The sequence below is a fragment of the Halomonas kalidii genome (assembly GCF_030010475.1).
GTDB lineage: Bacteria > Pseudomonadota > Gammaproteobacteria > Pseudomonadales > Halomonadaceae > Halomonas > Halomonas heilongjiangensis.
Map to the genome: position 1 here is coordinate 38,362 of NZ_JASCQN010000011.1, position 26,144 is coordinate 64,505.

22 protein-coding genes and 1 other RNA gene are annotated in these 26,144 nt (G+C 67.7%); 9 read left to right on the forward strand and 14 right to left on the reverse strand.

Annotated elements, in window-relative coordinates:
* Nucleotides 1-19 precede the first annotated feature (19 nt).
* Together ftsH and rlmE are read right to left on the reverse strand one after the other, a co-directional pair.
* The gene (gene ftsH, locus QLQ85_RS02085; protein ID WP_282737468.1) at nt 20-1,987 is read right to left on the reverse strand and encodes an ATP-dependent zinc metalloprotease FtsH; all 1,968 of its coding nucleotides are present in this window, start codon (nt 1,985-1,987) and stop codon (nt 20-22) included.
* Nucleotides 1,988-2,206: 219 nt separating this feature from the next.
* A complete protein-coding gene (gene rlmE, locus QLQ85_RS02090) occupies nt 2,207-2,878 on the reverse strand; it encodes a 23S rRNA (uridine(2552)-2'-O)-methyltransferase RlmE (protein ID WP_282737469.1) in 672 nt (223 codons plus the stop codon).
* 186 nt (nt 2,879-3,064) lie between these two features.
* Between rlmE and yhbY the strand changes: the two genes are divergently transcribed.
* Nucleotides 3,065-3,391, forward strand: a complete 327-nt coding sequence (yhbY, locus tag QLQ85_RS02095) for a ribosome assembly RNA-binding protein YhbY (RefSeq protein WP_102629256.1) — start codon at nt 3,065-3,067, stop codon at nt 3,389-3,391.
* Between the two features lie 124 nt (nt 3,392-3,515).
* Here the strand turns inward: yhbY and greA are convergent, their stop codons facing one another.
* From greA to dapB, 4 genes are all read right to left on the reverse strand, one after another.
* On the reverse strand, nt 3,516-3,992 hold the full coding sequence (gene greA, locus QLQ85_RS02100; protein ID WP_282737470.1) for a transcription elongation factor GreA: 477 nt from the start codon (nt 3,990-3,992) through the stop codon (nt 3,516-3,518).
* Nucleotides 3,989-7,219, reverse strand: coding sequence for a carbamoyl-phosphate synthase large subunit (gene carB, locus QLQ85_RS02105; protein ID WP_282737471.1), 3,231 nt, complete (start codon nt 7,217-7,219; stop codon nt 3,989-3,991). Before carB ends, greA begins: the two co-directional genes overlap by 4 nt.
* 52 nt (nt 7,220-7,271) lie before the next feature.
* Nucleotides 7,272-8,417, reverse strand: coding sequence for a glutamine-hydrolyzing carbamoyl-phosphate synthase small subunit (gene carA / locus QLQ85_RS02110; RefSeq protein ID WP_282720822.1), 1,146 nt, complete (start codon nt 8,415-8,417; stop codon nt 7,272-7,274).
* 403 nt (nt 8,418-8,820) lie between these two features.
* Entirely contained in the window at nt 8,821-9,624 is an 804-nt protein-coding gene (gene dapB / locus QLQ85_RS02115; protein WP_282737472.1) for a 4-hydroxy-tetrahydrodipicolinate reductase, read from the reverse strand.
* Between the two features lie 135 nt (nt 9,625-9,759).
* Here dapB and QLQ85_RS02120 point away from each other — a divergent pair, with 135 nt between their 5' ends.
* Nucleotides 9,760-11,709, forward strand: a complete 1,950-nt coding sequence (locus QLQ85_RS02120; protein WP_282737473.1) for a Clp1/GlmU family protein — start codon at nt 9,760-9,762, stop codon at nt 11,707-11,709.
* Between the two features lie 13 nt (nt 11,710-11,722).
* Here the strand turns inward: QLQ85_RS02120 and QLQ85_RS02125 are convergent, their stop codons facing one another.
* Both QLQ85_RS02125 and QLQ85_RS02130 read right to left on the reverse strand, forming a co-directional pair.
* Nucleotides 11,723-12,640 (reverse strand): EamA family transporter, encoded by a 918-nt coding sequence (locus QLQ85_RS02125; protein WP_282737474.1) that lies wholly within the window; start codon nt 12,638-12,640, stop codon nt 11,723-11,725.
* On the reverse strand, nt 12,637-12,918 hold the full coding sequence (locus QLQ85_RS02130; protein WP_282737475.1) for a DUF2218 domain-containing protein: 282 nt from the start codon (nt 12,916-12,918) through the stop codon (nt 12,637-12,639). Before QLQ85_RS02130 ends, QLQ85_RS02125 begins: the two co-directional genes overlap by 4 nt.
* A 186-nt stretch (nt 12,919-13,104) precedes the next feature.
* Between QLQ85_RS02130 and corA the strand changes: the two genes are divergently transcribed.
* The gene (gene corA, locus QLQ85_RS02135) at nt 13,105-14,070 is read left to right on the forward strand and encodes a magnesium/cobalt transporter CorA (RefSeq protein ID WP_282737476.1); all 966 of its coding nucleotides are present in this window, start codon (nt 13,105-13,107) and stop codon (nt 14,068-14,070) included.
* Between the two features lie 605 nt (nt 14,071-14,675).
* On the opposite strand, the gene dnaJ is transcribed toward corA, so the two are convergent.
* The 3 genes from dnaJ to grpE form a co-directional block, all read right to left on the reverse strand.
* Nucleotides 14,676-15,824 (reverse strand): molecular chaperone DnaJ, encoded by a 1,149-nt coding sequence (gene dnaJ, locus QLQ85_RS02140; RefSeq protein ID WP_282737477.1) that lies wholly within the window; start codon nt 15,822-15,824, stop codon nt 14,676-14,678.
* Nucleotides 15,825-15,916: 92 nt separating this feature from the next.
* Complete coding sequence (gene dnaK, locus QLQ85_RS02145; protein WP_282737478.1) at nt 15,917-17,848, reverse strand: molecular chaperone DnaK; 1,932 nt, start codon at nt 17,846-17,848, stop codon at nt 15,917-15,919.
* Nucleotides 17,849-17,976: 128 nt separating this feature from the next.
* Entirely contained in the window at nt 17,977-18,603 is a 627-nt protein-coding gene (gene grpE, locus QLQ85_RS02150) for a nucleotide exchange factor GrpE (protein ID WP_102628580.1), read from the reverse strand.
* A gap of 247 nt (nt 18,604-18,850) precedes the next feature.
* On the opposite strand from grpE, the gene recN reads away from it, so the two are divergent.
* Complete coding sequence (gene recN / locus QLQ85_RS02155) at nt 18,851-20,527, forward strand: DNA repair protein RecN (RefSeq protein WP_282737479.1); 1,677 nt, start codon at nt 18,851-18,853, stop codon at nt 20,525-20,527.
* Nucleotides 20,528-20,693: 166 nt separating this feature from the next.
* Here recN and fur read toward each other — a convergent pair whose 3' ends face one another.
* Nucleotides 20,694-21,143 carry a ferric iron uptake transcriptional regulator gene (gene fur, locus QLQ85_RS02160; RefSeq protein WP_102628578.1) on the reverse strand — a complete coding sequence of 150 codons (450 nt, stop codon included), beginning with the start codon at nt 21,141-21,143 and terminating at the stop codon, nt 20,694-20,696.
* A 72-nt stretch (nt 21,144-21,215) separates the two neighbouring features.
* Here fur and QLQ85_RS02165 point away from each other — a divergent pair, with 72 nt between their 5' ends.
* Complete coding sequence (locus QLQ85_RS02165; RefSeq protein WP_282737480.1) at nt 21,216-21,698, forward strand: outer membrane protein assembly factor BamE; 483 nt, start codon at nt 21,216-21,218, stop codon at nt 21,696-21,698.
* A 52-nt stretch (nt 21,699-21,750) separates the two neighbouring features.
* On the opposite strand, the gene QLQ85_RS02170 is transcribed toward QLQ85_RS02165, so the two are convergent.
* A complete protein-coding gene (locus tag QLQ85_RS02170; protein WP_282737481.1) occupies nt 21,751-22,053 on the reverse strand; it encodes an RnfH family protein in 303 nt (100 codons plus the stop codon).
* Complete coding sequence (locus tag QLQ85_RS02175) at nt 22,040-22,477, reverse strand: type II toxin-antitoxin system RatA family toxin (protein WP_282737482.1); 438 nt, start codon at nt 22,475-22,477, stop codon at nt 22,040-22,042. The genes QLQ85_RS02170 and QLQ85_RS02175 overlap by 14 nt, the downstream gene beginning before the upstream one ends.
* A gap of 128 nt (nt 22,478-22,605) precedes the next feature.
* On the opposite strand from QLQ85_RS02175, the gene smpB reads away from it, so the two are divergent.
* The 4 genes from smpB (at nt 22,606) to nspC (ending at nt 26,138) form a co-directional block, all read left to right on the forward strand.
* Nucleotides 22,606-23,097, forward strand: a complete 492-nt coding sequence (smpB, locus tag QLQ85_RS02180; protein WP_102628574.1) for an SsrA-binding protein SmpB — start codon at nt 22,606-22,608, stop codon at nt 23,095-23,097.
* 40 nt (nt 23,098-23,137) lie between these two features.
* Nucleotides 23,138-23,518, forward strand: a transfer-messenger RNA (tmRNA) gene (gene ssrA, locus QLQ85_RS02185).
* Between the two features lie 272 nt (nt 23,519-23,790).
* Nucleotides 23,791-24,990 (forward strand): saccharopine dehydrogenase family protein, encoded by a 1,200-nt coding sequence (locus QLQ85_RS02190; RefSeq protein WP_282737483.1) that lies wholly within the window; start codon nt 23,791-23,793, stop codon nt 24,988-24,990.
* Nucleotides 24,987-26,138: a carboxynorspermidine decarboxylase gene (nspC, locus tag QLQ85_RS02195; protein WP_282737484.1), complete on the forward strand. Its 1,152-nt coding sequence runs from the start codon at nt 24,987-24,989 to the stop codon at nt 26,136-26,138. The genes QLQ85_RS02190 and nspC overlap by 4 nt, the downstream gene beginning before the upstream one ends.
* Nucleotides 26,139-26,144 lie beyond the last annotated feature (6 nt).

Here is a 26,144-nt window from a genome sequence, read left to right on the forward strand (position 1 = left end):
GCCAGTCGAAGCGAGGGCCTCAGGTGCCGGCCGGCCCGCCCAGGGGGTCGGAGGGCCGGCGGCGAGGCGCGTCGTCCTCCTCGTCACCGTCATCGACCTGCTCCGGCGTGGCCTCGGCACCGGGCCCGCCGGCCGAGGGGGCGCCGCTGCCCGGATCGTCCCAGCCCTCGGGGGGACGCGGGTCGCGACCTTCCATGATGTCCTTGAGCTGGGTGGCGTCGATGGTCTCGTACATCATCAACGCCTCGGCCATGGCATCCAGCTTGTCGCGATTGTCCTCGAGGATCTGCTTGGCCTGGGCATAGCAGTCGTCGATGATCTTGCGCACCTCCTTGTCGAGCTTGGAAGTGGTCTCGCCGGACTTGAGCTTGCCGCCCTGGCCGGGGCCGCCGAGGAACTGGTGGGACTCGTCCTCGTCGTACATGATCGGCCCCATCTCCTCGGAGAGCCCCCACTTGGCGACCATGTTGTGGGCCAGTTCGGTGGCGCGCTTGATGTCGTTCGAGGCGCCCGTGGTCACCCCGTTGGGCCCCAGGGTCATCTCCTCGGCGATGCGGCCGCCGAACAGCGAGCAGATCTGGCTGAGGATCTGCTGGCGCGACAGGCTGTAGCGGTCCGCCTCGGGCAGGAACATGGTCACGCCCAGCGCACGGCCGCGCGGGATGATGGTGACCTTGTAGACCGGGTCGTGCTCCGGCATCACCAGGCCGATGATGGCGTGGCCCGACTCGTGGTAGGCGGTGTTGAGCTTCTCCTTCTCGGTCATGACCATGGAGCGGCGCTCGGCGCCCATCATGATCTTGTCCTTGGCCAGCTCGAGCTCGTCCATGCCCACCAGGCGCTTGTTGCGACGCGCGGCGAACAGCGCGGCCTCGTTGACCAGGTTGGCCAGGTCGGCGCCGGAGAAGCCCGGGGTGCCGCGGGCGATCAGCGACGGCTTGACGTCGTCGGCCAGCGGTACCTTGCGCAGGTGCACGTTGAGGATATGCTCGCGCCCGCGGATGTCGGGCAGCGGCACCACCACCTGGCGGTCGAAGCGCCCCGGGCGCAGCAGCGCCGGGTCGAGCACGTCGGGGCGGTTGGTGGCGGCGATGACGATGATGCCCTCGTTGGCCTCGAAGCCGTCCATCTCTACCAGCAGCTGGTTGAGGGTCTGCTCGCGCTCGTCGTTGCCGCCGCCCATGCCGGCACCACGCGAGCGGCCCACGGCATCGATCTCGTCGATGAAGATGATGCAGGGCGCCTGCTTCTTGGCCTGCTCGAACATGTCACGCACGCGGGAGGCGCCCACGCCGACGAACATCTCGACGAAGTCGGAGCCGGAGATCGAGAAGAACGGCACCTTGGCCTCGCCGGCGATGGACTTGGCGAGCAGGGTCTTGCCGGTCCCCGGCGGGCCGACCATCAGCACACCGCGCGGGATGGTCCCGCCCAGGCGCTGGAACTTGGTCGGGTCGCGCAGGAAGTCGACCAGCTCCTCGACCTCCTCCTTGGCCTCGTCGCAGCCGGCCACGTCGGAGAAGGTGGTCTTGATCTGGTCCTGGGAGAGCAGCTTGGCCTTGGACTTGCCGAAGCTCATCGGCCCGCCCTTGCCACCGGCACCGCCCTGCATCTGGCGCATGAAGAACATGAAGATGCCGAGGATCAGCAGGATCGGGAAGCTGGCGATCAGCAGGCGCGTCCACAGGCTCTGCTGCTCGGGCTCCTTGCCGACCACGGTGACGTTGTTGGCGAGCAGGTCGTCCATCAGCTTGGGATCCTCCGCCGCCGGGCGGATGGTCTGGAACTGGGAGCCGTCCGTGCGTTCACCGGTGATCTTGTAGCCATCGATGGTCACGCTGCGGACCTGCTGGTTCTGCACCTGCTGGACGAACTGCGAGTAGTTCGTCGTCTGCGGTGCGCTGTCGACGCTGAAGTTGTTGAACACCGTCAGCAGCACTGCCGCGATGACCAACCACAGGATCAGGTTCTTCGCCATGTCGTTCAAGGGACCACCCTCAATTGCATAAGTCTGTCATCCGGGATGCGCCTGGCATCTTGGACACTACATGAGCGGGCCGTGTTCAGCCACCGCCGGGCGAATCGGCCCGCGCGGTCTGCGTCATGCTCCACTGTGGCACAGTCGAGGCGCCATGTCCGGCAATGGCACCAGTAGTCCCTGCCTATCGGGGCGCTGCGTACGTCTCTGGGCGGCCGAGGCACTGCCTCAGCCGCGAAAATTCTCGGCCAGCAGGTAGACTTCGCGGGAGCGTGCCCGCGAAGCCTCCGGCTTGCGCGTCACCACCCGCGCGAAGCTGCCGCGCAGCTCCTTGAGGTACTCATCGAATCCTTCGCCCTGGAAGACCTTGGCCAGGAAACGGCCGCCGGGCGACAGGGTCTGGCGCGCCAGGTCCAGCGCCAGCTCCACCAGGTACATCGCCTGGGGCTGGTCGATCGCCGCCATACCACTCATATTGGGGGCCATATCGGACATCACAAGGTCCACCGGACGATCCCCCAGGGCCGCGAGAATCGCCTCGAGCACCGATTCCTCGGTGAAGTCGCCCTGAATGAAGTCCACATCCGCCAGGGCATCCATCTCGAGGATATCGGAGGCGATCACCACGCCCCCGGGCCCGACCCGCTCCGCCGCGACCTGGCTCCAGCCGCCGGGGGCGGCGCCGAGATCGATCACCGTCATGCCGGGGCGCAGCAGCCGGTCCTTCTCGTCGAGCTCCATCAGCTTGTAGCTCGCCCGGGAGCGATAGCCGTCCTGCCAGCTGCGTTGCACGTAGCGGTCGTCGAAATGCTCCTTCAGCCAGCCGGCGCTGCTCTTGCTGGCGCCATGCTTTCTGGCACCCTGGCCGGCGCCCTTGCGGGAAGAGGGGGAAGTTGCCACGGCGTCACCTGTGATGAAGCGGGAATGACAGACAGGCGGTCGGTCGAGCGGATTCCGGAAGACCCGGGAGATGCGACGGGGTCCTGACCTGCGGGCCCGGGTGGCATCGAGCGAGTCCGCGCTTTCGCCGCGCGACGTTTCACCGTACCATGTGCGCAGCGCGCAACCGGGAAGACGCACGATACCATGAGCTTGTCACAGGCACAAAAGAAAGCATTTCGCAGCATCGGCCACCACCTGAACCCGGTGGTCACGGTCTCCGAGAACGGCATCTCCGAGGGAGTACTGGCCGAGCTCGACCGGGCGCTCTCCGACCACGAGCTGATCAAGGTCAAGCTGGCCCTGCCGGAGCGCGACGACCGCGCCGCCATGATCGACGAGCTGGTCGCGGCCGGACACGCCGAACTGGTGCAGACCATCGGCAAGATGGCGCTGCTCTATCGCAGGAACCCCCAGGCCAACCCGAAGCTCTCCAACGTCAAGCGCTTCGAAGGCCACCACGGGCGGCACTGAGCTGCCGCTCAGAGCTGTAAGCGTTAAGCCGTAAGCTGTAAGTCAAACCCCAAACACCCCCAAGGCTTTGCCTTGGGGGTGTTTTCTTACCACTTAAAGCTTATGGCTTACAGCTGACCGAAGGTCAAAGATGCTCGACCCCGGAGATCTCGTACTCGACGTCGCCGCGGGGGGTCCTGACCGCCACCACGTCACCCTCCTCCTTGCCGATCAGGGCCCGGGCGATGGGCGAGGTGACCGAGAGGCGGCCCGACTTGATGTCGGCCTCGTCCTCACCGACGATGCGGTAGGTCACCTCCTCGTCGCTGTCGAGGTTGATCAGCTCGACGGTCACGCCGAAGATCACCTTGCCGGTACGCGGCAGCTTGGTGACGTCGATCACCTGGGCATTGGAGAGCTTGCCCTCGATCTCCTGGATGCGCCCCTCGATGAAGCCCTGCTGCTCACGGGCGGCATGGTACTCGGCGTTCTCCTTGAGATCGCCGTGCTCACGGGCCTCGGCGATGGCGGCGATCACCTTGGGCCGCGCCTCGCTCTTGAGCTCCTCGAGTTCCTTGCGCAGGCGCGCCTCTCCGGCAACGGTCATCGGGACCTTGTTCATTGTGCAGCTCCTGCATGCAGTTCCTGAAGCCGGCGCACCGTGATCTCGTTGCCGTATTCCAGCGCCATGCAAACGGCATTGGCCCCCGCCAGGGTGGTGGCGTAGGGAACCTTGCGGGCGAGCGCGGTGCGACGGATCACCGAGGAATCACTGATCGCCTGACGGCCCTCGGTGGTATTGACGATATAGGCAATCTCGTCGTTCTTGAGCAGATCGACGATATGCGGGCGACCCTCGAACACCTTGTTCACGACCTCGACGTCGAGCCCGGCCGCCGCGAGGGCGGCGGCGGTGCCACGGGTCGCACACAGGGTGAAACCCAATGCTAGCAGAGAACGGGCCACCTCGATAACACCCGCCTTGTCGGGTTCGCGCACCGAGAGGAACGCCTTGCGGTCGCCATCGATGGCGGGAATCGCCTCGCCGGCCCCCAGTTGCGCCTTGTAGAAGGCCTCGGCAAAGGTGTCGCCGCTGCCCATCACCTCGCCGGTGGACTTCATCTCCGGCGACAGGATCGGGTCGACCCCGGGGAACTTGTTGAACGGGAAGACCGCCTCCTTGACGCTGAAGAAGTGCGGCACGATCTCACCCTCGAAGCCCTGTTCGGCCAATGTCTTGCCGGCCATGCAGCGGGCGGCGACCTGGGCCAGCGAGGTGCCGATGCACTTGGAGACGAAGGGCACGGTGCGCGAGGCGCGCGGGTTGACCTCGATGACGTAGATCTCGCCGTCCTGCCAGGCCAGCTGCACGTTCATCAGGCCGACCACACCGAGCTCCACCGCCATGCGCTTGACCTGGTCGCGCATCTCGTCCTGGACATCGGCGGGCAGCGAATAGGGCGGCAGCGCGCAGGCGGAGTCGCCGGAGTGCACGCCCGCCTGCTCGATGTGCTGCATGATGCCGCCGATCACCACCTGGTGGCCGTCGGAGACCGCATCGATGTCGATCTCGATGGCGGCGTTGAGGAAGTGGTCGAGCAGCACCGGGGAGTCGTTGGAGACCTTGACCGCATGGGTCATGTAGTTCTCGAGCTCCGAGGCGTCGTAGACGATCTCCATGGCGCGGCCGCCGAGCACGTAGCTCGGGCGCACCACCAGCGGGTAGCCGATCGTCTCGGCCTTGGCGAAGGCCTCCTCGAAGCTGCGCGCGGTGGCGTTGGGCGGCTGCTTGAGGCCCAGCTTGTCGATCATCTGCTGGAAGCGCTCGCGGTCCTCGGCGCGGTCGATGGCGTCGGGGGTGGTGCCGATGATCGGCACGCCGGCGGCCTCCAGCTCACGGGCCAGCTTGAGCGGGGTCTGGCCGCCGAACTGCACGATCACCCCGACCGGCTGCTCCTTGTCGGCGATCTCCAGCACGTCCTCCAGGGTCACCGGCTCGAAGTAGAGGCGGTCGCTGGTGTCGTAGTCGGTGGAGACGGTCTCCGGGTTGCAGTTGACCATGATGGTTTCAAAGCCGTCGTCGCGCATGGCGAGAGCGGCGTGCACGCAGCAGTAGTCGAACTCGATGCCCTGACCGATGCGGTTCGGCCCGCCACCCAGCACCATGATCTTCTGGCGCGCCGAGACCTCCGCCTCGCACTCCTCCTCGTAGGTGGAGTACATGTAGGCGGTATCGGAGGCGAACTCGGCGGCACAGGTGTCGACGCGCTTGTAGACCGGACGGATGCCCAGCTTCTGGCGGGTGCGGCGGAACTCCTTCTCGGAGACCCCGAGCAGGCTCGCCAGGCGCGCATCACTGAAGCCCTTGCGCTTGAGCCGGTACAGCTCGCCGGCGGAAAGCTCGGAGAGCGAGCGCGTGGCCACCTCGGCCTCGATGCGCACCAGGTCCTCGAGCTGCACCAGGAACCAGGGGTCGATATTGGTCAGCGCGAAGATCTCGTCCCGGGTCATGCCGGCGCGCATGGCATCGGCGATGAAGAAGATGCGCTCGGCACCGGCAGCCTGCAGCTCGCCCTTGATGTGCGCCATGGCATCGGCGGTAAATTCGGTGACCTTGGGGTCGAGACCGTCGTTACCGGTCTCCAGGCCGCGCAGCGCCTTCTGCAGCGACTCCTGGAAGGTGCGCCCGATGGCCATCACCTCGCCCACCGACTTCATCTGGGTGGTCAGGCGGTCGTTGGCCTGGGGGAACTTCTCGAAGGTGAAGCGCGGGATCTTGGTGACCACGTAGTCGATCGACGGCTCGAAGGACGCCGGCGTACGCCCGCCGGTGATGTCGTTGGAGAGCTCGTCAAGGGTATAGCCCACCGCCAGCTTGGCAGCGATCTTGGCGATCGGAAAGCCGGTGGCCTTGGAGGCCAGCGCCGAGGAGCGCGACACCCGCGGGTTCATCTCGATCACCACCATGCGCCCGGTCTGCGGGTCCATGCCGAACTGCACGTTGGAGCCGCCGGTCTCGACACCGATCTCGCGCAGCACCGCCAGGGAGGCGTCGCGCATGATCTGGTATTCCTTGTCGGTCAGGGTCTGGGCCGGGGCCACGGTGATGGAGTCACCGGTGTGCACGCCCATGGGGTCGAAGTTCTCGATGGCGCAGACGATGATGCAGTTGTCGTTGCGGTCGCGCACGACCTCCATCTCGTACTCTTTCCAGCCCAGCAGCGACTCGTCGATCAACAGCTCATGGTTGTTCGACAGCTCGAAGCCGCGGCTACAGATCTCCTCGAACTCCTCCTTGTTGTAGGCCACGCCACCGCCGGAACCGCCCATGGTGTAGGAGGGGCGGATGATCACCGGGAAGCCCAGCGATGCCTGGATGCGCCAGGCCTCCTCCATGCTGTGGGCGACCTCGGCCTTGGGGCACTCCAGGCCGATGCGCTTCATGGCCTGGTCGAAGAGGTCGCGGTCCTCGGCCTTGTTGATGGCATCGGCGTTGGCACCGATCATCTCCACGCCGTACTTCTCGAGCACGCCATGCCTGTCGAGCTCCAGCGCGCAGTTGAGCGCGGTCTGACCGCCCATGGTAGGCAGTACCGCGTCGGGGCGCTCGGCCTCGATGATCTTCTCGACCGCCTGCCAGGTGATCGGCTCGATGTAGGTGGCGTCGGCCATCACCGGGTCGGTCATGATGGTGGCCGGGTTGGAGTTGACCAGGATGACCCGGTAGCCCTCCTCGCGCAGCGCCTTGCAGGCCTGGGCGCCGGAGTAGTCGAATTCGCACGCCTGGCCGATGACGATCGGGCCGGCGCCGATGATCAGGATGCTCTGGATGTCGGTACGCTTGGGCATGATGCTTCCCGCAAATAAGGGTGACGAATGACGACGATTCTCGGGGCTCGGCCTAGCGACGGGCCTTCATCATCTCGATAAAGCGGTCGAACAGCGGCGCCACGTCACGCGGCCCCGGGCTGGCTTCCGGGTGCCCCTGGAAGCTGAAGGCCGGGCGATCGGTGCGCTCGATCCCCTGCAGCGAGCCGTCGAACAGCGAACGGTGGGTGGCGCGCACGTTGGCCGGCAGGGTCGCCTCGTCGGCGGCAAAACCATGGTTCTGGCTGGTGATCATCACGTGGCCGCTGTCGAGATCCTGCACCGGATGGTTGGCGCCGTGGTGACCGAACTTCATCTTCACCGTCTTCGCCCCGCTGGCCAGCGCCAGCAGCTGGTGGCCCAGGCAGATGCCGAATACCGGCAGCTCGGTCTCGAGGATCTCGCCGATCGCCCTGATGGCGTAGTCGCAGGGCTCCGGGTCGCCCGGGCCGTTGGCCAGGAAGACGCCGTCGGGGTTCATGGCCAGCACCTCGGCGGCCGGGGTCTGGGCCGGCACCACGGTGAGGCGGCAGCCACGGGAGGCGAGCATGCGCAGGATGTTGCGCTTCACCCCATAGTCATAGGCGACGACATGGTAGGGACGCGTGCCCCGGGTGGTATCGGCATAGCCTTCGCCCAGTGTCCACTCGCCCTCGCTCCACTCATAGGCGCGCTGGCAGGAGACCACCTTGGCCAGGTCCATGCCCTTGAGGCCCGGGAACTCGCGAGCCGCCGCCAGGGCGCGCTCCGCGGCGTCGTCCCCCTCGGCCTCGGGGCCGGCCAGGATCGCGCCATTCTGGGCACCCTTGTCGCGCAGGATGCGGGTCAGGCGACGGGTGTCGATGTCGGCGATGCCGAGCACGTTCTGGCTCGTGAGGTAGTCGGCGAGCGACTGCTCGGAGCGGAAGCTGCTGGCCAGCAGCGGCAGGTCGCGGATCACCAGGCCGGCGGCGGCGATGGCGCCCGACTCGACGTCCTCGGCGTTGACCCCGGTGTTGCCGATATGCGGATAGGTGAGGGTGACGATCTGCCGGGTATAGGAGGGATCGGTCAGGATTTCCTGATAGCCGGTCATGGCCGTATTGAACACCACCTCACCGCTCGTTTGTCCATCGGCACCGATGGCCGTGCCGTGGAACACACTGCCATCTTCCAGGGCCAGTATCGCGGGTCTGTTCAACGCAACGTCCTCCCATGCTCGTCAAGGAATACTACTCGCCGGGGCGCGGCCGTAAAAAAGCGGGACGAAACCCGATAGAGACCGGTTTCATCCCGCTTGTTGTCATTCGCTCGGAATGCCTGGGCCGAAGCAACAAGCGCGTTCAGGGCTCCTGCCCATGCGCCCGGCCAAAATTTTGGAGATGTTACAGGATTCGGCGCGCGACGACCACCCCCCCCCCCTGCAGGCCCACAAGCAGGGCAATCCCCGCAGGACACCCGAGGGGCGCCGGGGGCAGGCCGAAGAGGAGGTCCGATTCCAGGGAAGGAATCGGTAGCGCCCAGGGAGGGGTTCACAGCGCCTCCTCGCAGGCCTGCCGACGGATCAGCCCCGGGAGATACCGCTATCTGCGATGGCCTTGGGTTTACAGACCGAGCACGTCCTGCATGGCGTAGCGGCCGTTGCCCTGGCCGGCCACCCAGCGCGCCGCGCGTACCGCCCCCCTGGCGAAGGTCATGCGGCTCGACGCCTTGTGGGTGATCTCGATGCGCTCGCCCTCGGTGGCGAACATCACGGTGTGCTCGCCGACGATATCGCCCGCCCTGACGGTCGCGAAGCCGATCTCCTTGGCGCCGCGCGGCCCACACTGGCCGACCCGCTCGAAGACGCCGTGCTCCTTGAGGGTACGCCCCAGGCTCTCGGCGACCACCTCGCCCATCTTCAGCGCGGTGCCGGAGGGCGCGTCGACCTTGTGGCGGTGGTGCGCCTCGATCACCTCGATGTCGTAGCCCTCGTCGCCCAACGCCTTCGCCGCCGTTTCCAGCAGTTTCAGCGTGAGATTCACCCCCACGCTCATATTGGGGGCGAAGACCATGGGCAGCTTGTCGCGGTAGCCGTCGAGCTCGGCGAGCTCGTCGTCGGAAAGCCCGGTGGTGCCGATCACGATGCGCTTGCCGTGCGCGGCACAGAAGGCCAGGTTGGCGAGCGTCACCCGCGGCGCGGTGAAGTCGATCAGCACGTCGAAGTCGTCGACGATGGCCTCCAGCGAGTCCACCGCGGACACCCCCAGCCTGCCGACGCCGGCCAGCTCGCCGATATCGGCGCCGGCGAGCGAGCTGCCCGGCTCGACGATGCCGCCGGCCAGGGTGGCCCCGGCATCCTGCTGCACGGCATTGACCAGGGTGCGGCCCATGCGGCCGGCGACACCGACGATGGCGATACGGGTCATGCGGACTCCTGCGATCTCGAAGACATGAAGATGGCGGCAGTATACCAGAGCCGCTCCTCCCCGAGGGCGACGATGCGCTTGGGCAGCCGCGGAGGAATCGCCCACACTGGGCGTATCGATGCGAGGGTCACCGCCATGCACTCGCCCCCCGACCGCCTGCCGCCGGATCACCCGCTGCTGACACTGCTTCAGCGGCACGTACGCGTACTGCTGACCGGCGCCCCGGGCAGCGGCAAGACCACCCTGGCCCGGGCCGCGGCCGCCAGCCTGGCCGGCGAGGGCCGGGCCTGCCACTGCCTGAGCGCCGACCCGGGGCTGCCCGGCGTCGGCCCGCCCGGCGCCGTCTGCCTGGGAGCCTGGCGGGGCGACGCCTGGCAGGTCGAGGCGGTGGCGGCGCTCGCCACCCTGGACTCGGCGCGCTTTCGCCTGCCGCTGATCGAAGCGGTACGCCGGCTGGCCGACCTCGTGCCGGACGGCCCGCTGCTGCTGGACGCCCCCGGCGTGGTACGCGGCGCCGCCGGCGCCGAGCTGCTGCCGGCGCTCGCCGCGGCCGGGCGGGTGAGCGCCCTGGTGATGCTGTCCGCCGATGCCAACCCCGGCCCGCTGAGCCATGAGTGCCACGCCCTCGGCCTCGAACGGCTGACGCTGCCCCCGGACCCGCAGGCCCGCCACCCGGGGCGGCAGCTGCGCACCCGGCGCCGCACCGAGGCCTGGAACGCCTACCTCGCCGACGCCACCGCGCAGGCGCTCGACCTGTCACGCCTGGCGGTGATCGGCACGCCGCCGCCGCGTTCGGCCCCCGCCGCCTGGTGCGGCCGGCAGGTCGGGCTGCTCGACGCCCGGGGCCGCACCCAGGCCCTGGGCGAGGTGCTCGCCCTGGAGGGAGAATCCTTGCGACTGCGGGCGCCACCGCTGACCGAGCCGACCGCCACCCTGGTGATTCGCGACGCCCAGCGCCGCGGCGACGGACAACTGGGCACCGCCCGCCCCCATCTCACCGCGGCGAGGCCGACCCGGCCCGCCGCCGAGCCGACCGAGACCCCCACTCCCCTGGCGACCCGGCCGGGGCCACGCCCCCGGATCCGGCTCACCACCCTGACGGCGACCCTGGTCAATGGGGTCTTCGGCGACCCCTTGCTGCACCTGCGCCTGAGGCACCAGAAGCGCAGCCTGCTGTTCGACCTGGGCGACCCCGGTCGGCTGCCGGCGCGCCTCGCCCATCAGGTGACCGACGTCTTCATCAGCCACGCCCACTTCGACCATATCGGCGGCTTCCCCTGGCTGCTGCGCTCGCGGATCGGCGCCTTCCCCGCCTGCCGGTTCTACGGCCCGCCGGGCCTGGCCGATCATCTGGCCGGGCAGATCCGTGGCGTGCTCTGGGATCGGGTGGGCGACAAGGCGCCGTGCTTCGAGGTCAACGAGCTGCACGGTGAACGGCTCGAGCGCTACCGCCTCACCGCCGGCGAACAACGGCCGACGACCCTGCCGCCGCGACCGGCGACCGACGGCGTGCTGCATGAGGAGCTCGGCTTTCGCGTGCGCGCGGCAACGCTGGATCACGGCACCCCGGTGCTCGCCTTCGCCTTCGAGCCCGACCTTCAGGTGAAGGTGCGCAAGGAACGGCTGGAGGCCCTCGGCTGGCCACCCGGCCCCTGGCTGGGCGAACTCAAGCACCATGTGCTGGCCGGCGACGGTGCCGCCCGGCTCACCCTGCCCAACGGCGAGCACTGGCAGGCGGCACGACTGGCGGAGGTTCTGCTGCTCACCGAGCCCGGCCAGCGGCTGGTCTACGCCACCGACCTGGGCGACACCAAGGAGAACCGCCGGCGCCTGATCGCCCTGGCCCGGGGGGCCAAGGTGCTGTTCTGCGAGGCCCCCTTCCTGGCACGCGAGGCCGACCAGGCGCGACTCACCGGTCACCTCACCGCCCGCGCCTGCGGCGAGATCGCCGCCGCGGCCGGCGTCGATCAGCTGATCCCCTTCCACTTCTCGCGCCGCCACGCGGGCAACGCCCGGGCGATCCACGACGAGATCCGTACCCGCTTCGCCCACCTGCCGCCCGCGGCCGATGACGGGGACGAGTGAGCCACCCGACGGCTCAGGGTAACGGCTTCGGCGGCCGGCCGTTGCGCAGCAGCAGGGCGATGGCCGTCAGCACCAGCAGGCTGCCCGGCAGCCACACCCAGCCGATCCGCTGCGGCGATTCGATGAACAGCAACAGCATGGAGACGAAGGGCACCAGATAGCCGTAGGCGGTGACCGCCCCCGGGGTCAGCGCCGCGGTGGCCCGCTGCATCAGCCAGAAGGTCAGGGCGCTGGAGAACAGCCCCAGGTAGACCAGCAGCAGGAGGTCGTGCCGGCTCATCATGGCGAGGCGCCCGACGGGCTCGATCGCCAGGCCCAGCAGGCCGATCAACACCCCGCCCAGGCCCAGGCTCCAGAAGGTGCGCACCGCCGCCGACTCGTCCAGGCGGCCGCTGGCCAGCCCCCACTTGCTGAGCACCGGGTAGAGCGCCGAGGAGACGCAGCCGAGGAAGAACACCACCTCGCCGCTGCCGAGGCCGAATCCTTCCGGCGCCCCCAACGACTCGGCGAAGGCCAGCCCCAGCGCCCCGGCCGCCCCCAGGCCGAGGATCGCCGGCAGCCGCCAGGCCAGGCGCTCGACCCCGAACCCCAGCCCCAGCAGGAAGGCCAGCAGCGGCACGGTGACATAGAGGGTGGCCATGGAGAGCGCCGTGGCATGGTGCGCCGCCCAGAACATGGCGCCGAAGAAGCCCGCCAGGCAGAGCCCCATCAGGCCGTAGAGCGGCAGCGCCCGCCAGCCGGGGAGGAAGGCCGGGGAGCGGCGTGCCAGCCACCAGAGCCCGGCGCAGGCGATGGCGAAGCGCAGGGCGGTGAGCGAGAGCGGTGGCAGCTCGCTCATCAGCCCCACGGCGGGAAACGACAACCCCACCAGCACCGCCCACAGCAGCATGCCCAGGTGGGCGACACGTGGTGTCGGTGCGGCGACGCTCAATTTTCCCAGACGATGACCAGTTCCTCGTCGCCCGCCATGCGCTCGAGGTGGTTCGCCACCACCCCTTCCAGGCGGTCCAGGCTCTCCTCGTCCAGGGCCTCGATGGCCACCACCAGCTTGTCCGCCTCGGCCTGCATCAGGCAGGTGCCGTCCTCGAAGGCCACCCGGCCCTCGCCCTCCTCGTGCTCCACCTCCAGCTTGTGCGTCCAGTGCTTGCACAGCCGCTTGATCAGCTTCGCCCCGGACTCGGTGGCGATCTCCGCGCGTGAAATCGGCATGGTCCTCTCCCGTCGTCTGTCGCTGGAAGGCTCAGCCTATGACGAGCCGCCCACTCGGCGCCAGCCCCGCCCGCACTTCGCCCCCTCACACCGCATGCCGCACCGTCAGAAGGGGGGCCGCAGGCGAGCGCCCCCAGGGTCTATGCTCTTCCACACGGCTCTATCACCCAGCGGGAGGACACGGCAATGATCGTCAACTGCGTGGCCTACGAGAAGGGACACCGCGTGCGGGACATCCAGACCCACGAGATCGGCGACTACCTGGGGATGCCGGACTGCTTCGTGTGGGTGGCGCTGCACAACCCGGACGAGGAGGAGATGGCTGCCTTCCAGACGGTGTTCGACCTGCATGAACTGGCCGTGGAGGACGCCCTGAACGGGCACCAGCGCCCCAAGGTCGAGGAGTACGGCGAAGCGCTGTTCATGATCATGCATATGATCACGATACGCGACGACCAGCTGGAGGCCGGCCAGGTGGCCGTGTTCGCTGGCCCGGGCTATGTGCTGTCGGTGCGCCTGCACCCGGGCCGGGGCTTCGCCGAAGTCCGACAGCGCTGCGAGCACGAGCCGAAACTGCTGCGGCATGGGCCGGCCTTCGTGCTCTATGCCCTGATGGACACCATCGTCGACCGCTACTTCCCGGTTATCGAGGCGCTGCAGGCCGAGCTCGAGAGCATCGAGGACGAGATTTTCGTCAGGGGCTCGGCCCGTCGGAGCCTGGAGCGCCTCTACAAGCTCAAGCGCCAGACCATGCAGCTCAAGCATGCCGCCATGCCCCTGGGCGAGGCCGCGGCGCACCTGTTCGGCGGCCGGGTACCGGCGCTGTGCCGCAAGACACGGGAGTATTTCCGCGATGTCTACGATCACCTGCACCGCATCGAGTCGACGGTGGACACCATCCGCGAGATGACCATCACCGCGATCCAGGTCAACCTCTCGATGGTGGCCATCGACGAGGGCGAGGTCCACAAGCGGCTGGCGGCCTGGGCGGCCATCTTCGCGGTGGCCACGATCCTGGCCGGCATCTGGGGCATGAACTTCGCCCACATGCCGGAGCTGGACTGGCGACTCGGCTACCCCCTGGCCCTGCTGATGATGGGAGGCGCCTGCGGACTGCTTTACCAACGCTTCCGCCGCGCCGGCTGGCTCTAGCCTTCATCCCCGGAATACGAGAAGGCCCCACCGGCGCAAAACCGCTACTTGAGCAGAACGACGTGTTCGCGGCAGATGTCGGCGGCATGTCCCTTGGGGCCAGACCCGAGGCCACCCAGAAACATTTCAGAATTATCAATACGTTGGACATGGGTAGGTGACAGACTGCCAGCGCTGGGAGGCCCTATGGGGTCAGACCCCGGCGGCGTCGAAACCGCTCGCAAGACGCACCATGACGGGCTACGCGACTTGGCTGGGGTCTGACCCCATAGGGGCAGCCTCGGCGCCTTTTTCGGCGAACAAGCGATCAACGTCGAGAAAAACGTGGGGATTCGTCAGGGTCTGACCCCAATGGGAGCGCCGGCCCCGGGCCCGGATCATCGCTGGCACGTCAGCCCCACTGTGGACTCGCTGGTGGCGGATAATCAGTGGCTCTGCGAGCTGAGCGGCAAGCCACTGGCATTGCCTCGTGATACCAAGTGGCATCCCGATAGAGAGGCGCTGACCTGGCGCCTGGACCATCTCCAGCGCTGAAGTCCGAACACAGAAGGCCCCCGGTATCCGACGATACCGGGGGCCCTTCGCGTCGGGCGGAAGCCGGGAGGTTACGGCTTCATGTCCTCGAAGAACTTCTTCACGCCGTCGAAGAAGTTGGTCTTCTTCGGCGAGTGGCTGTTGCCTTCGCCGAGGCTCTCCTGGAGCTGGCGCAGCAGCTCCTTCTGATCTTCCTTGAGGTTGACCGGGGTCTCGACCACCACCCGGCAGAGCAGGTCGCCCGGGGGGCCGCCGCGCACCGGCTTGACGCCCTTGCCGCGCAGGCGGAACAGCTTGCCGGTCTGGGTCTCGGGCGGGATCTTCAGCTTGACCCGGCCGTCGAGGGTCGGCACCTCGAGCTCGCCGCCGAGCGCGGCGTCGACGAAGTTGATCGGCACCTCGCACTGCAGGTGACGGCCCTCGCGCTGGAAGATGTGGTGCGGCTTGATCGCCACCTGCACGTAGAGATCCCCGGGCGGGCCGCCGTTGATGCCGGCCTCGCCCTCGCCGTTGAGGCGAATGCGGTCGCCGGTATCCACCCCGGCGGGAATCTTCACCGACAGGGTGCGGGTCTCGCGTACCCGGCCCTCGCCGTGGCACTTGTGGCACGGCACCTTGATGTGCTGGCCGCTGCCGTGGCAGGTCGGGCAGGTCTGCTGCACGGCGAAGAAGCCCTGCTGCATGCGCACCTGGCCATGGCCCTGGCAGGTCGGGCAGGTCTCCTTGGAGGAACCCGGCTCGGCGCCGCTGCCGTCGCAGCGCTCGCACTCGACGTGGCGCGGCACGCGGATGTCCACGGTGGTGCCGGTCACCGCGCTCTCGAGGTCGAGCTCGAGGTTGTAGCGCAGGTCGCTGCCGCGCGCCGGAGCGTTGGGGTTGCGGCGCCCGCCTCCGCCGCCGCCGAAGATGTCGCCGAAGACATCGCCGAAGATATCGCTGAAGCCCCCGGCCCCGGCGCCACCGAAGCCACCCGCACCGAAGCCGCCGCCCTGGCCGTCGACACCGGCATGGCCGAACTGGTCGTAGGCGGCGCGCTTCTCGCTGTCGGTCAGGACCTCGTAGGCCTCCGAGACCTCGCGGAACTTCGCCGCCGCCGTGTCGTCGTCCGGGTTGCGGTCGGGGTGAAACTTCTGGGCCAGGCGCCGATAGGCCTTCTTGATGTCCTTCTGGTCGGCCCCGCGCTCAACGCCCAGCACCTCATAATAGTCACGTTTGGACATGGGTCTGTCCGCCTCCGTAGCGACACCGCGGAAACACCAACGCGGGAGTCGGGCCCCCGCGCTGGCGTCATCCGTGGTTCAGATGTCGTGGTTTACTGCTTCTTCTGGTCGTCGTTGACTTCTTCGTACTCGGCGTCGACCACGTCATCTTCCTGCTTGGCACCGGCCTCACCGGTCTCGCCCTCGGCCTGCTGCGCGGCCTCGGCCTGGGCGGCGTACATCTTCTGGGCCAGATTGCCGGAGGCCTCGGTCAGGGCATCCAGCTTGCTCTGGATGGCGTCCTTGTCGTCGCCCTTGAGCGCCTCCTCGAGCTCGGAGATGGCGCTCTCGATGGCCTGCTTCTCCTCGGCGCTGGCCTGCTCGCCGGCCTCCTCGAGGGTCTTGCGCGAGGCGTGGACCATGCCGTCGGCCTGGTTGCGCAGCGCCACCAGCTCCTCGAACTTCTTGTCCTCGTCGGCGTGGGCCTCGGCGTCGCGGACCATCTGATCGATCTCCTCGTCGGAGAGGCCGCTGGAGGCCTTGATGACGATCGACTGCTCCTTGTTGGTGGCCTTGTCCTTGGCGGAGACGTGCAGGATGCCGTTGGCGTCCAGGTCGAAGGCGACCTCGATCTGCGGCACGCCGCGCGGCGCCGGCGGAATGTCGGCCAGGTCGAAGCGGCCCAGCGACTTGTTGCCCCCGGCCTGCTTGCGCTCGCCCTGCAGCACGTGGATGGTCACGGCGGTCTGGTTGTCATCCGCGGTCGAGAAGGTCTGGGTCTTCTTGGTCGGGATGGTGGTGTTCTTCTCGATCAGCGGGGTCATCACGCCGCCCAGGGTCTCGATGCCCAGCGTCAGCGGGGTGACGTCGAGCAGCAGCACGTCCTTGACGTCACCGCCGAGCACGCCGCCCTGGATCGCCGCCCCCACGGCCACCGCCTCGTCCGGGTTGACGTCCTTGCGGGCTTCCTTGCCGAAGAAGTCGGCGACCTTCTTCTGCACCATGGGCATGCGGGTCTGGCCGCCGACCAGGATGACGTCGTCGATCTCGGACGCCGACAGGCCGGCGTCGGCCAGCGCGGTCTTGCACGGCCCCATGGAGCGCTGCACCAGGTCTTCCACCAGCGACTCCAGCTTGGCCCGGGTCACCTTGACGTTGAGGTGCTTCGGGCCGGTGTTGTCGGCGGTGATGTAGGGCAGGTTGACGTCGGTCTGCTGGGCGCTGGACAGCTCGATCTTGGCCTTCTCGGCGGCTTCCTTGAGGCGCTGCATGGCCAGGTTGTCGCCGGACAGGTCGATGCCGCTGTCGGCCTTGAACTGGTCGACCAGATAGTTGATCAGCTTGAGGTCGAAGTCCTCGCCGCCCAGGAAGGTGTCGCCGTTGGTGGCCAGCACCTCGAACTGGGTCTCGCCGTCGACGTCGGCCACCTCGATGATCGAGATGTCGAAGGTACCACCGCCCAGGTCGTAGACCGCGATGGTCTTGTCGCCGCGCGACTTGTCCATGCCGTAGGCCAGCGCCGCCGCGGTGGGTTCGTTGATGATGCGCTTGACCTCGAGCCCGGCGATGCGACCGGCGTCCTTGGTCGCCTGGCGCTGGGAGTCGTTGAAGTAGGCCGGCACGGTGATGACCGCCTCGGTGACCGTCTCACCCAGGTAGTCTTCCGCGGTCTTCTTCATCTTCTTCAGCACTTCGGCGCTGACCTGCGGCGGGGCGAGCTTCTTGCCCTTCACTTCCACCCAGGCGTCGCCGTTGTCGGCCTCGGTGATGGCGTAGGGCACCATCTTGATGTCCTTCTGCACGACGTCGTCCTTGAAACGACGGCCGATCAGGCGCTTGATGGCATACAGGGTGTTGGTCGGGTTGGTGACCGCCTGGCGCTTGGCCGCCTGGCCCACCAGGATCTCGCCATCATCGGTGTAGGCGATGATGGACGGCGTGGTGCGCGCGCCCTCGGCGTTCTCGATCACCTTGGCGCTGTCGCCGTCGAGCACGGCAACACAGGAGTTGGTGGTCCCCAGGTCAATACCGATGATGCGTCCCATAGGAAATCCTCGAAAGTCGTTGCAATGTTTCTGAAAGTCGCGTTCTGCGGCCTGCGCCGCGGAGTTGTCGTCTATCTGGGGGCCGCTCGGCGCTTTTCAAGACCCGCCGCCCCCATTTTTGCTCGCCGTCAGCCGGCGGCCTGGCTGACCACCACCATGGCCGGTCGCACCAGGCGACCGTTGAGCAGGTAGCCCTTCTGCATCACGTCCATCACGGTGTTGGGCTCGAGCTCGGGGTTGGGCACCATGGCCATGGCCTCGTGATACTGCGGGTCGAAGGGCTCGCCATGGGGCTCCACCATCTCGACGCCGAACTTGCCGAGCACGTCGTGCTGCATCTTCAGCGTCATCGAGACGCCCTCGCGGTGCGCCTCGGTGGCGTCCTCGCCCATGGCCTCGAGCGCCTTCTCCAGGCTGTCGACCACCGGCAGCAGCTCCTTGACGAACCTCTCCAGGGCGAACTTGCGCGCCTTCTCGGCCTCCTGCTCGGCACGACGGCGCACGTTCTGCGCCTCGGCGGCGGCACGCAACGCCTGGTCCTTGGCCTCGGCCAGGCTCTGCTCGAGCTCCTCGACGCGGGCCGCCAGCACCTCGGCCTCCGGATTGTCGGAGGCTTCGGCCTCACGGGCGACCAGCTCGGCCTCTTCGGCCCCCTCGATGGCGGCCTCCAGCTCGCCCTCCTGTGCCTGGGGCTCGGCCTCCTCTTCCTGGCGGGCGAGTTCCTCGTCAAGCGGGGTCTGGGGGTCTTTGGCCATGTGTCTCTCCTGAAATACCGCTCGTGAAAACTGGGGGGGCGACGCGCGCGCCACCCACGGGAATGTCGAAACGTGTTCGCCGTCTGCGGGGATATATGGGGCTGGGTGCGCCGAACTCAAGCCATGACAACGACACGGCGTCCTCCGATGGCGTCGACGTGCATTGTCGGCCCCCCTGGACTACTGTATAAACGCACAACATGTGTACGAATAGACAGTGGTTTCGAACGAGCCCCGGGGAGGCGTCATGCTGACAGAGCTTGCCATTCGCGACTTCGCCATCGTCGATCACCTCGAGCTGGAGCTCGCCACCGGCATGACCGCCATCACCGGCGAGACCGGCGCCGGCAAGTCGATCCTGCTCGGTGCCCTGGGGCTCTGCCTGGGCGAGCGAGCCGATGCCGCCAGCGTGCGCCACGGCCGCGAGCGCGCCGACCTCTCGGCCCGCTTCGATATCCACCGGTTGCCCGCGGCGCGCGCCTGGCTCGAGGAGCGCGAGCTGCCCGCGGACGACTGCCTGCTGCGCCGGGTGGTCACCGCCGCCGGCCGCTCGAAGGCCTGGATCAACGGCCAGCCGGCCACGGCGGCCGACCTCAGGTCGCTCGGTGAACGGTTGATCGAGATCCACGGCCAGCACGCCCACCAGGCGCTGCTGCGCGAGGAGACCCATCTGCGCCTGCTCGACGACTTCGCCGGCCAGCGCGAGGCCGTGGCGGCCCTGGGCGAGACCTTCCGCCGCTGGCAGGCGGCCCGGCGTCGCCTCAAGCGGCTGGCCGAGGACGGCGACGAGCTCCAGGCTCGCCGCCAGCTACTGCGTTACCAGGTCGAGGAGCTCGACCAGCTGGCCCTGGCGGAGGACGAGCTCAAGGGCCTGGAAGCGGAGCAGGAGGAGCTCGCCCATGCCGAGGAGCGCCTGCGCGAGGCGCAGTTCGCCGCCGAGTGCTGCGACAACGACGAGGGCGGTGCCGCGACCCTGCTGACCCAGGCGATCAACCGGCTCTCGGCGCTGCCGGGCAGCGACCGCGGCGCCCTCGCCGACGCCCTGACGATGCTCGGCGAGGCCCGCATCCAGGTCGAGGAGGCGGCCCGCGAGCTCAACCACTTCGCCGGCACCACCGAGCTCGACCCGGAACGCCTGGCGTGGGTCGAGGAGCGCCTCGGCGAGGTGCACCGCATCGCCCGCAAGCACCATGTGCTGCCCGAGGAGGTCACCGCTCTGCACCGCCGCCTGCTGGGGGAGCTCGAGGAGCTCGAGGGCGGCGAACAGGACCTGGAGACGCTCACCGCCGAGGTCGACGCCCTGCGCGACACCTGGCGCGAGCAGGCCCGCGGCGTGGGCGAGGCGCGACGCCGGGCGGCCGTGCGCTTCGGCGAGGCGGTGCAGGAGCAGCTCGCCTTCCTGGCCATGGACAAGGCGCGCTTCGCGGTGGAGGTGGAGACTCGCGACACCCCGGCCGCAGAGGGCCTGGAGAGCGTGCGCTTCCTGATCAGCGCCAACCCCGGCCAGCCACCGCGGCCGCTGGCCAAGGTGGCCTCGGGCGGCGAGCTGTCACGCATCAGCCTGGCGATCCAGGTGGTGGCGGCGCGCCACTCGACCATCCCCTGCCTGGTGTTCGACGAGGTGGACGTGGGGGTCTCGGGCGCCACCGCCGAGATCGTCGGCCAGCTGCTGCGGCGGCTGGGCGAGCAGGGCCAGGTGCTGACCGTCACCCACCTGCCCCAGGTGGCCGCCCAGGCCCACCACCACCTGCATATCGAGAAGCGGGCGAAGCGCGACACCACCCTGACCCGCATGGCGCTGCTCGACGAGGCCGGCCGGGTCGGCGAACTGGCCCGCATGCTGGGCGGCGTCAGCCTCTCCGACCGAACCCTGGCCCACGCCCGGGAAATGCTGGATGCCAGCCAGCAGGGCGCTCACCACTAGGGCCACCCCTCCGACCGACTCCCCACCTGGCGGCCCACGCCCGGGAGATGCTCGACGCCAGCCAGCGCGCCCATCACTGACTGCCCCCTGGGCCGCAACGCACACGGCCCCGATCGACGATCGGGGCCGTGTGCATGTTCAGGCCAGGGCACGCCACGCGGCGCGATCACTTCTTCGGGTGGATGCCTTCCTGGCGGGTCGCCTTGGAGCCCTTGGGGCGCACATAGAGCACCAGGGCATGGTCGACGAGCTCGAAGCCGTGCTCCTCGGCGATCTCCTGCTGGCGACGCTCGATGGTCTCGTCGAAGAACTCGATGATCTCGCCGCTCTCGAGGCAGACCATGTGGTCGTGGTGCTCATCCTGGGAGAGCTCGAACAGGGCGTGGCCGCCGTCGAAGTTGTGGCGAACCACCAGGCCGGCCGATTCGAACTGGGTAAGCACGCGATAGACGGTGGCCAGGCCCACGTCCTCACCGGCCTCCAGCAACGCCTTGTAGACGTCCTCGGCACTCAGGTGGTGCTGTCCCGGGGCATTCTCCAGGATCTGCAGGATCTTCACGCGCGGCAGGGTCACCTTGAGACCGGCCTTGCGTAATTCATGGTTCTGGTCGGCCATGGTCGCTCTTCGCAGTATCGGGTAGGGTCGGGTATGATCGACCGAATCCACGATAGTGAAGAACAGGCGCAAATGCAAAAGTTGACTGGAATCGTCACCCTCTCGGCCATCCTGCTACTGAGCAGCGGCTGCAGCTACTTCGGTGTCTACAAGCGCGACATCCCTCAGGGCAACCTGGTGACCGCCGACATGGTGGAACAGCTGCAGCCTGGCATGAGCCGAGATCAGGTGGTCCGAGTGATGGGTCGCCCGCTGCTGGAGGCCCCCTTCGATGCCAACCAGTGGGACTACGTGTTCCGCCTCGACGAGGCCTATGGCGGCGTCGACCGCCGCCGGGTCACCCTGACCTTTGCCGGCGACCGCCTGGCCAACGTCGAGCGCGAGGGCGACCTCAGTGGCGACATCGAGCTGCGTCCCATCAAGGGCATCGGCCCGCGCACCGAGGGCGCCGATGGGCTGGATGCCATGCCGGCACAGGAGCCGCAACCCGAGCCGGAGGGCGGCGCCCGCGTTCCCCAGGGCGGCGAGCCGGCCAGCGAACCGTCCGATTTCTGAACCGCACCGCCCTCAATGACGCCCCGGCGCCGATCTCCCTCGGCCCGGGGCGTCAGCGTCTGGTGCGGGCGCGCTCGGCGCGGGCCGCCTTGGGGTCGAGCACCAGCGGGCGGTAGACCTCGACGCGATCGCCGGTGCACAGCACGTGGCGCTCGGGATCGCGCAGCGACTTGCCGAAGATGCCGAGGTCGGCGTCGAGGAAGGTCTCGGCGGGCAGTTCGGGGAAATAGCGCTCCAGCCCGGCGAGCCGCACGGCCTGGCGGGCCGTGGTGCCTTCCGGCACGGCGAGGGTGACCAGGCGCTGCCGATCCGGCAGGGCGAAGGCCACCTCGACCGCGATCTCAGTAGCGGCCATAGATGTCATCGGCACGGCGGGTGAAGGAGTCCACCAGCTGGCCGGCCACCTGCTGGAAGAGCTTGCCGAAGGCCATGCCCAGCAGCCGGCTGGCGAACTCGAACTCCATCTCCAGGCTCACCTTGCAGGCATTCTCCCCCATGGGGATGAACAGCCAGCGACCGCGCAGCCGCTTGAAGGGGCCGCTGACCAACGACATCTCGATGCGATCGGGCTCGATCAGGTCGTTGCGGGTGGCGATGCTCTGCTCGATACCGGCCCGCCCCAGGGTCATCTCGCCGATCAGGTGGGAATCGTCGCGCTCGATCAACCGTGCGCGACGGCACCCGGGCAGGAACTCCGGATAACGCTCGAAGTCGTTGACCAGGTCGAACATCTCCTGAGGGGTGTGCCGCACCATGGCGGACCGATTGACCGTTGGCATTGAGCTCTCCGCTGACTTCACCGTGCCCAGGGCGTATCATGAGCCGTTATTTCGGGCCTTGAATGGTATCACGCTTCCCCCCATGTCGGAGGGGGAGCCGCCATCGGCAGAACACGACACGAGGTTTCATGGCCAACAAGAACGCCAAGGGCAAGGGGCCCGGCAGCAACGTCATCGCCTTGAACAAGAAGGCACGCTTCGAGTACCACATCGACGAGACCTTCGAGGCCGGCCTGGTGCTGGCCGGCTGGGAAGTGAAGAGCCTGCGTGCCGGCAAGGCGCAGCTGACGGACACCTACATCCTGATCAAGGACGGCGAGGCCTGGCTGCTGGGCAGCCATATCATGCCGCTCAACACCGCGAGCACCCACGAGGTGGCCGACCCGACCCGCACCCGCAAGTTGCTGATGCATCGCAAGGAAATCGCCCGGGTCTTCTCGCGCACCCAGGAGAAGGGGCACACCTGCGTGCCGCTCAAGCTCTACTGGAAGGGTAACCGGGTGAAGTGCGAGCTGGCGCTGGTGACGGGCAAGAAGCTGCACGACAAGCGGGCCACCGAGAAGGACCGCGACTGGCAGCGGCAGAAGGGGCGCATCATGCGCGAACAAAACAAGGCCTGAGGTGTCACAAGACCGTCCATCCTGATAGGATAGGCGCTATGGGGGCGACATGGTTTCGACGCCGGTGACAACCCCTGCGGTGCATGCCGAGAGCGTGATGTATCTCGTAAATCCAACATCATGACTAAATAGTCGCAAACGACGACAACTACGCTCAGGGCGCGCTGGCAGCTTAAACGCTGTTAGCTTCTAGTCCGGCCCGAACGCGATGTGCCCATTCATCGCCGACGGGATATGAGCCAAGACTGATGGGATCGCGGTTGGTGGTGTCCTCTCGCCAATCGCTAAACTTGACGAGGAATCGCGTCGCTGGATCCTGCCCGTCGGAGCCAGTAGCGTTAAATCAAAAGACGGAACTAAGCATGTAGAGCCAATGGGCGAGTACTGGCGGACGCGGGTTCAATTCCCGCCGCCTCCACCAATCAAGTCGACGAATCAAGCACCTACGGGTGCTTTTTTCGTTCCTGGCGGCCTCACCGGGCACCCACCCGAGGGCGATGGGCGCCTCGCCGTCGGGACGGCCCGGCAACCGGCGCCCCTCCCCCCGCACTTTCGCCTTGGCCTTGACGCGAAAAGCACTTGATACCAGCCTCAGGGGGGGCCATTATCTGCGCCCTCTCGCCGGTCCACCGAGACGACGGGCCCTGGGCGAGGTCAAGACACTCCCATTTTTCCCGATCTGGATTCGAACCCATGAGCAAAGTCCTGATTGTCGGCGCCGGCGGCGTCGGTGGCGTCGTCACCCACAAGTGCGCCCAGCATCCCGAGGTCTTCAGCGAGATCATGCTGGCCAGCCGCAACGAAGCGAAGTGCAAGGCCATCGCGGCCCAGCTGGACCGTTCCATCCAGACCGCCCAGGTGGACGCCGATGACGTCGAGGCGCTGGTCGCGCTGATCGAGTCGTTCCAGCCCGACGTGCTGATCCACGTGGCCCTGCCCTATCAGGACCTGACCATCATGGAGGCGTGCCTGCGCACCGGCGTGCCCTATCTCGATACCGCCAACTACGAGCACCCCGACGAGGCCAAGTTCGAGTACAAGGAGCAGTGGGCCTTCCAGGAGCACTACGCCCGCGCCGGCAACATGGCCACCCTGGGCTGCGGTTTCGACCCGGGCATGACCAACATCTACTGCGCCTATGGCCAGAAGAACCTGTTCGACGAGATCCATCGCATCGACATCCTGGACGCCAACGGCGGCGACCACGGCTACCCCTTCGCCACCAACTTCAATCCCGAGATCAACATCCGCGAGATCACCGCGAATGGCCGCTACTGGGAGAAGGGCGAGTGGAAGGAGACCGCGCCGCTCGCCGAGAAGCGCACCTTCGACTTCGACGGCATCGGCGAGAAGGACCTCTACCTGCTCTACCACGAGGAGCTCGAGTCGCTGTCGCGGAACATCAAGGGACTGGAGCGCATCCGCTTCTGGATGACCTTCTCCGAGAAGTACATCACCCACCTCAAGGTGCTCGAGAACGTCGGCATGACCAGCATCGAGCCGATCGAGTTCGAGGGTCGCCAGGTCACGCCGCTGCAGTTCCTCAAGGCGGTGCTGCCCGACCCGGCGTCGCTCGGCCCGCGCACCAAGGGCAAGACCAACATCGGCGTGATCCTCGACGGCATCAAGGACGGCAAGCGGCGCAAGGTGTACATCTACAACATCTGCGACCACGAGGCGTGCTACCGGGAGGTGCAGTCCCAGGCGATCTCCTATACTACCGGCGTGCCGGCGGTGACCGGCGCCATGCTGATGCTGGAAGGGCTCTGGAAGGGCGAGGGCGTGTTCAACGTCGAACAGCTCGACCCCGACCCCTTCATGGCACGCATCGGCGACATGGGCCTGCCGTGGCAGTTGGTCGAGCTCGACCCCGAGGTGGACCTGCTGGGATGACCCCCCTCACCTTCGATATCCACGCCTGCCCGTCGCCGGCCTATGTGGTGGACGACGCCCTGCTGCGCAATAACCTGGAGCTCCTCGGCGAGGTCCAGGAACGCAGCGGGGCAAGGATCCTGCTGGCGCTCAAGGGCTTCGCCATGTGGGACTGCTTCCCCATGATCCGCGAGTACCTGGTGGGGACCACCTCCAGCGGCCAGGACGAGGCACGCCTCGGCGCCGAGACCTTCGGCGGCGAGGTGCACGTCTACTCGCCGGCCTTCACCGAGCCGGAGATGGAGGTGGTGCTGCGCTACGCGGACCACCTCAGCTTCAACTCGCCGGGCCAGTGGCGGCGCTTCCGCGACACCGTCGCGGGGGCGCCGCGCCGGGTCTCCTGCGGGTTGCGGGTCAACCCGGAGCACTCCACCGGCGCGGTGCCGCTCTATGATCCCTGTGCCCCCGGCTCGCGGCTCGGCACCCGGGCCGCGGACCTCGCACCGGAGGATCTGGCGGGGCTCGAGGGGCTGCACTTCCATACCCTGTGCGAGCAGAACAGCGATGCCCTCGAACACACCCTGGAAGCCTTCGAGGCGAAGTTCGGCCACTACCTCGCCGGCATGCAGTGGATGAACCTCGGCGGCGGCCACCACATCACCCGGTCCGACTACGACGTGGAGCGGCTGGTGCGGGTGGTCCGCGACTTCAAGGCGCGCCATCCGCACCTCACGGTCTACCTGGAGCCCGGCGAGGCGATCGCGCTGAACACCGGCTATCTGGTGTGCACGGTGCTGGACATCGTCGAGAACGGCGGCCCCATCGCCATCCTCGACACCTCGGCCACGGCGCACATGCCGGACGTGCTGGAGATGCCCTACCGGCCGGAGATCATCGGCGCCGGCGAACCGGGCGAGAAGGCCCACAGCTATCGGCTGGGCGGCCTGACCTGCCTCGCCGGCGACGTGGTGGGCGAGTACTCCTTCGATGCGCCGCTGGCCATCGGCGACCGCCTGGTGTTCACCGACATGGCCCACTACACCATGGTCAAGACCACCACCTTCAACGGCATCCGCCTGCCGTCGATCTGCCGCATCGGCGAGACGAGCCGCGAGGTGCGCACGGTCAGGACCTTCGGCTATGTGGACTATATGCAGCGGCTGAGCTGAAGCCCC

What these genes read in the sequence shown, in the direction of transcription:
- yhbY (WP_102629256.1), top strand. Translation starts at nt 3,065, where the DNA reads ATGAGCTTGTCACAGGCACAAAAGAAAGCATTTCGCAGCATCGGCCAC.
- greA (WP_282737470.1), bottom strand. Translation starts at nt 3,992, where the DNA reads ATGAACAAGGTCCCGATGACCGTTGCCGGAGAGGCGCGCCTGCGCAAG.
- carB (WP_282737471.1), bottom strand. Translation starts at nt 7,219, where the DNA reads ATGCCCAAGCGTACCGACATCCAGAGCATCCTGATCATCGGCGCCGGC.
- dapB (WP_282737472.1), bottom strand. Translation starts at nt 9,624, where the DNA reads ATGACCCGTATCGCCATCGTCGGTGTCGCCGGCCGCATGGGCCGCACC.
- QLQ85_RS02120 (WP_282737473.1), top strand. Translation starts at nt 9,760, where the DNA reads ATGCACTCGCCCCCCGACCGCCTGCCGCCGGATCACCCGCTGCTGACA.
- QLQ85_RS02130 (WP_282737475.1), bottom strand. Translation starts at nt 12,918, where the DNA reads ATGCCGATTTCACGCGCGGAGATCGCCACCGAGTCCGGGGCGAAGCTG.
- corA (WP_282737476.1), top strand. Translation starts at nt 13,105, where the DNA reads ATGATCGTCAACTGCGTGGCCTACGAGAAGGGACACCGCGTGCGGGAC.
- dnaJ (WP_282737477.1), bottom strand. Translation starts at nt 15,824, where the DNA reads ATGTCCAAACGTGACTATTATGAGGTGCTGGGCGTTGAGCGCGGGGCC.
- dnaK (WP_282737478.1), bottom strand. Translation starts at nt 17,848, where the DNA reads ATGGGACGCATCATCGGTATTGACCTGGGGACCACCAACTCCTGTGTT.
- grpE (WP_102628580.1), bottom strand. Translation starts at nt 18,603, where the DNA reads ATGGCCAAAGACCCCCAGACCCCGCTTGACGAGGAACTCGCCCGCCAG.
- recN (WP_282737479.1), top strand. Translation starts at nt 18,851, where the DNA reads ATGCTGACAGAGCTTGCCATTCGCGACTTCGCCATCGTCGATCACCTC.
- fur (WP_102628578.1), bottom strand. Translation starts at nt 21,143, where the DNA reads ATGGCCGACCAGAACCATGAATTACGCAAGGCCGGTCTCAAGGTGACC.
- QLQ85_RS02165 (WP_282737480.1), top strand. Translation starts at nt 21,216, where the DNA reads ATGCAAAAGTTGACTGGAATCGTCACCCTCTCGGCCATCCTGCTACTG.
- QLQ85_RS02170 (WP_282737481.1), bottom strand. Translation starts at nt 22,053, where the DNA reads ATGGCCGCTACTGAGATCGCGGTCGAGGTGGCCTTCGCCCTGCCGGAT.
- QLQ85_RS02175 (WP_282737482.1), bottom strand. Translation starts at nt 22,477, where the DNA reads ATGCCAACGGTCAATCGGTCCGCCATGGTGCGGCACACCCCTCAGGAG.
- smpB (WP_102628574.1), top strand. Translation starts at nt 22,606, where the DNA reads ATGGCCAACAAGAACGCCAAGGGCAAGGGGCCCGGCAGCAACGTCATC.
- QLQ85_RS02190 (WP_282737483.1), top strand. Translation starts at nt 23,791, where the DNA reads ATGAGCAAAGTCCTGATTGTCGGCGCCGGCGGCGTCGGTGGCGTCGTC.
- nspC (WP_282737484.1), top strand. Translation starts at nt 24,987, where the DNA reads ATGACCCCCCTCACCTTCGATATCCACGCCTGCCCGTCGCCGGCCTAT.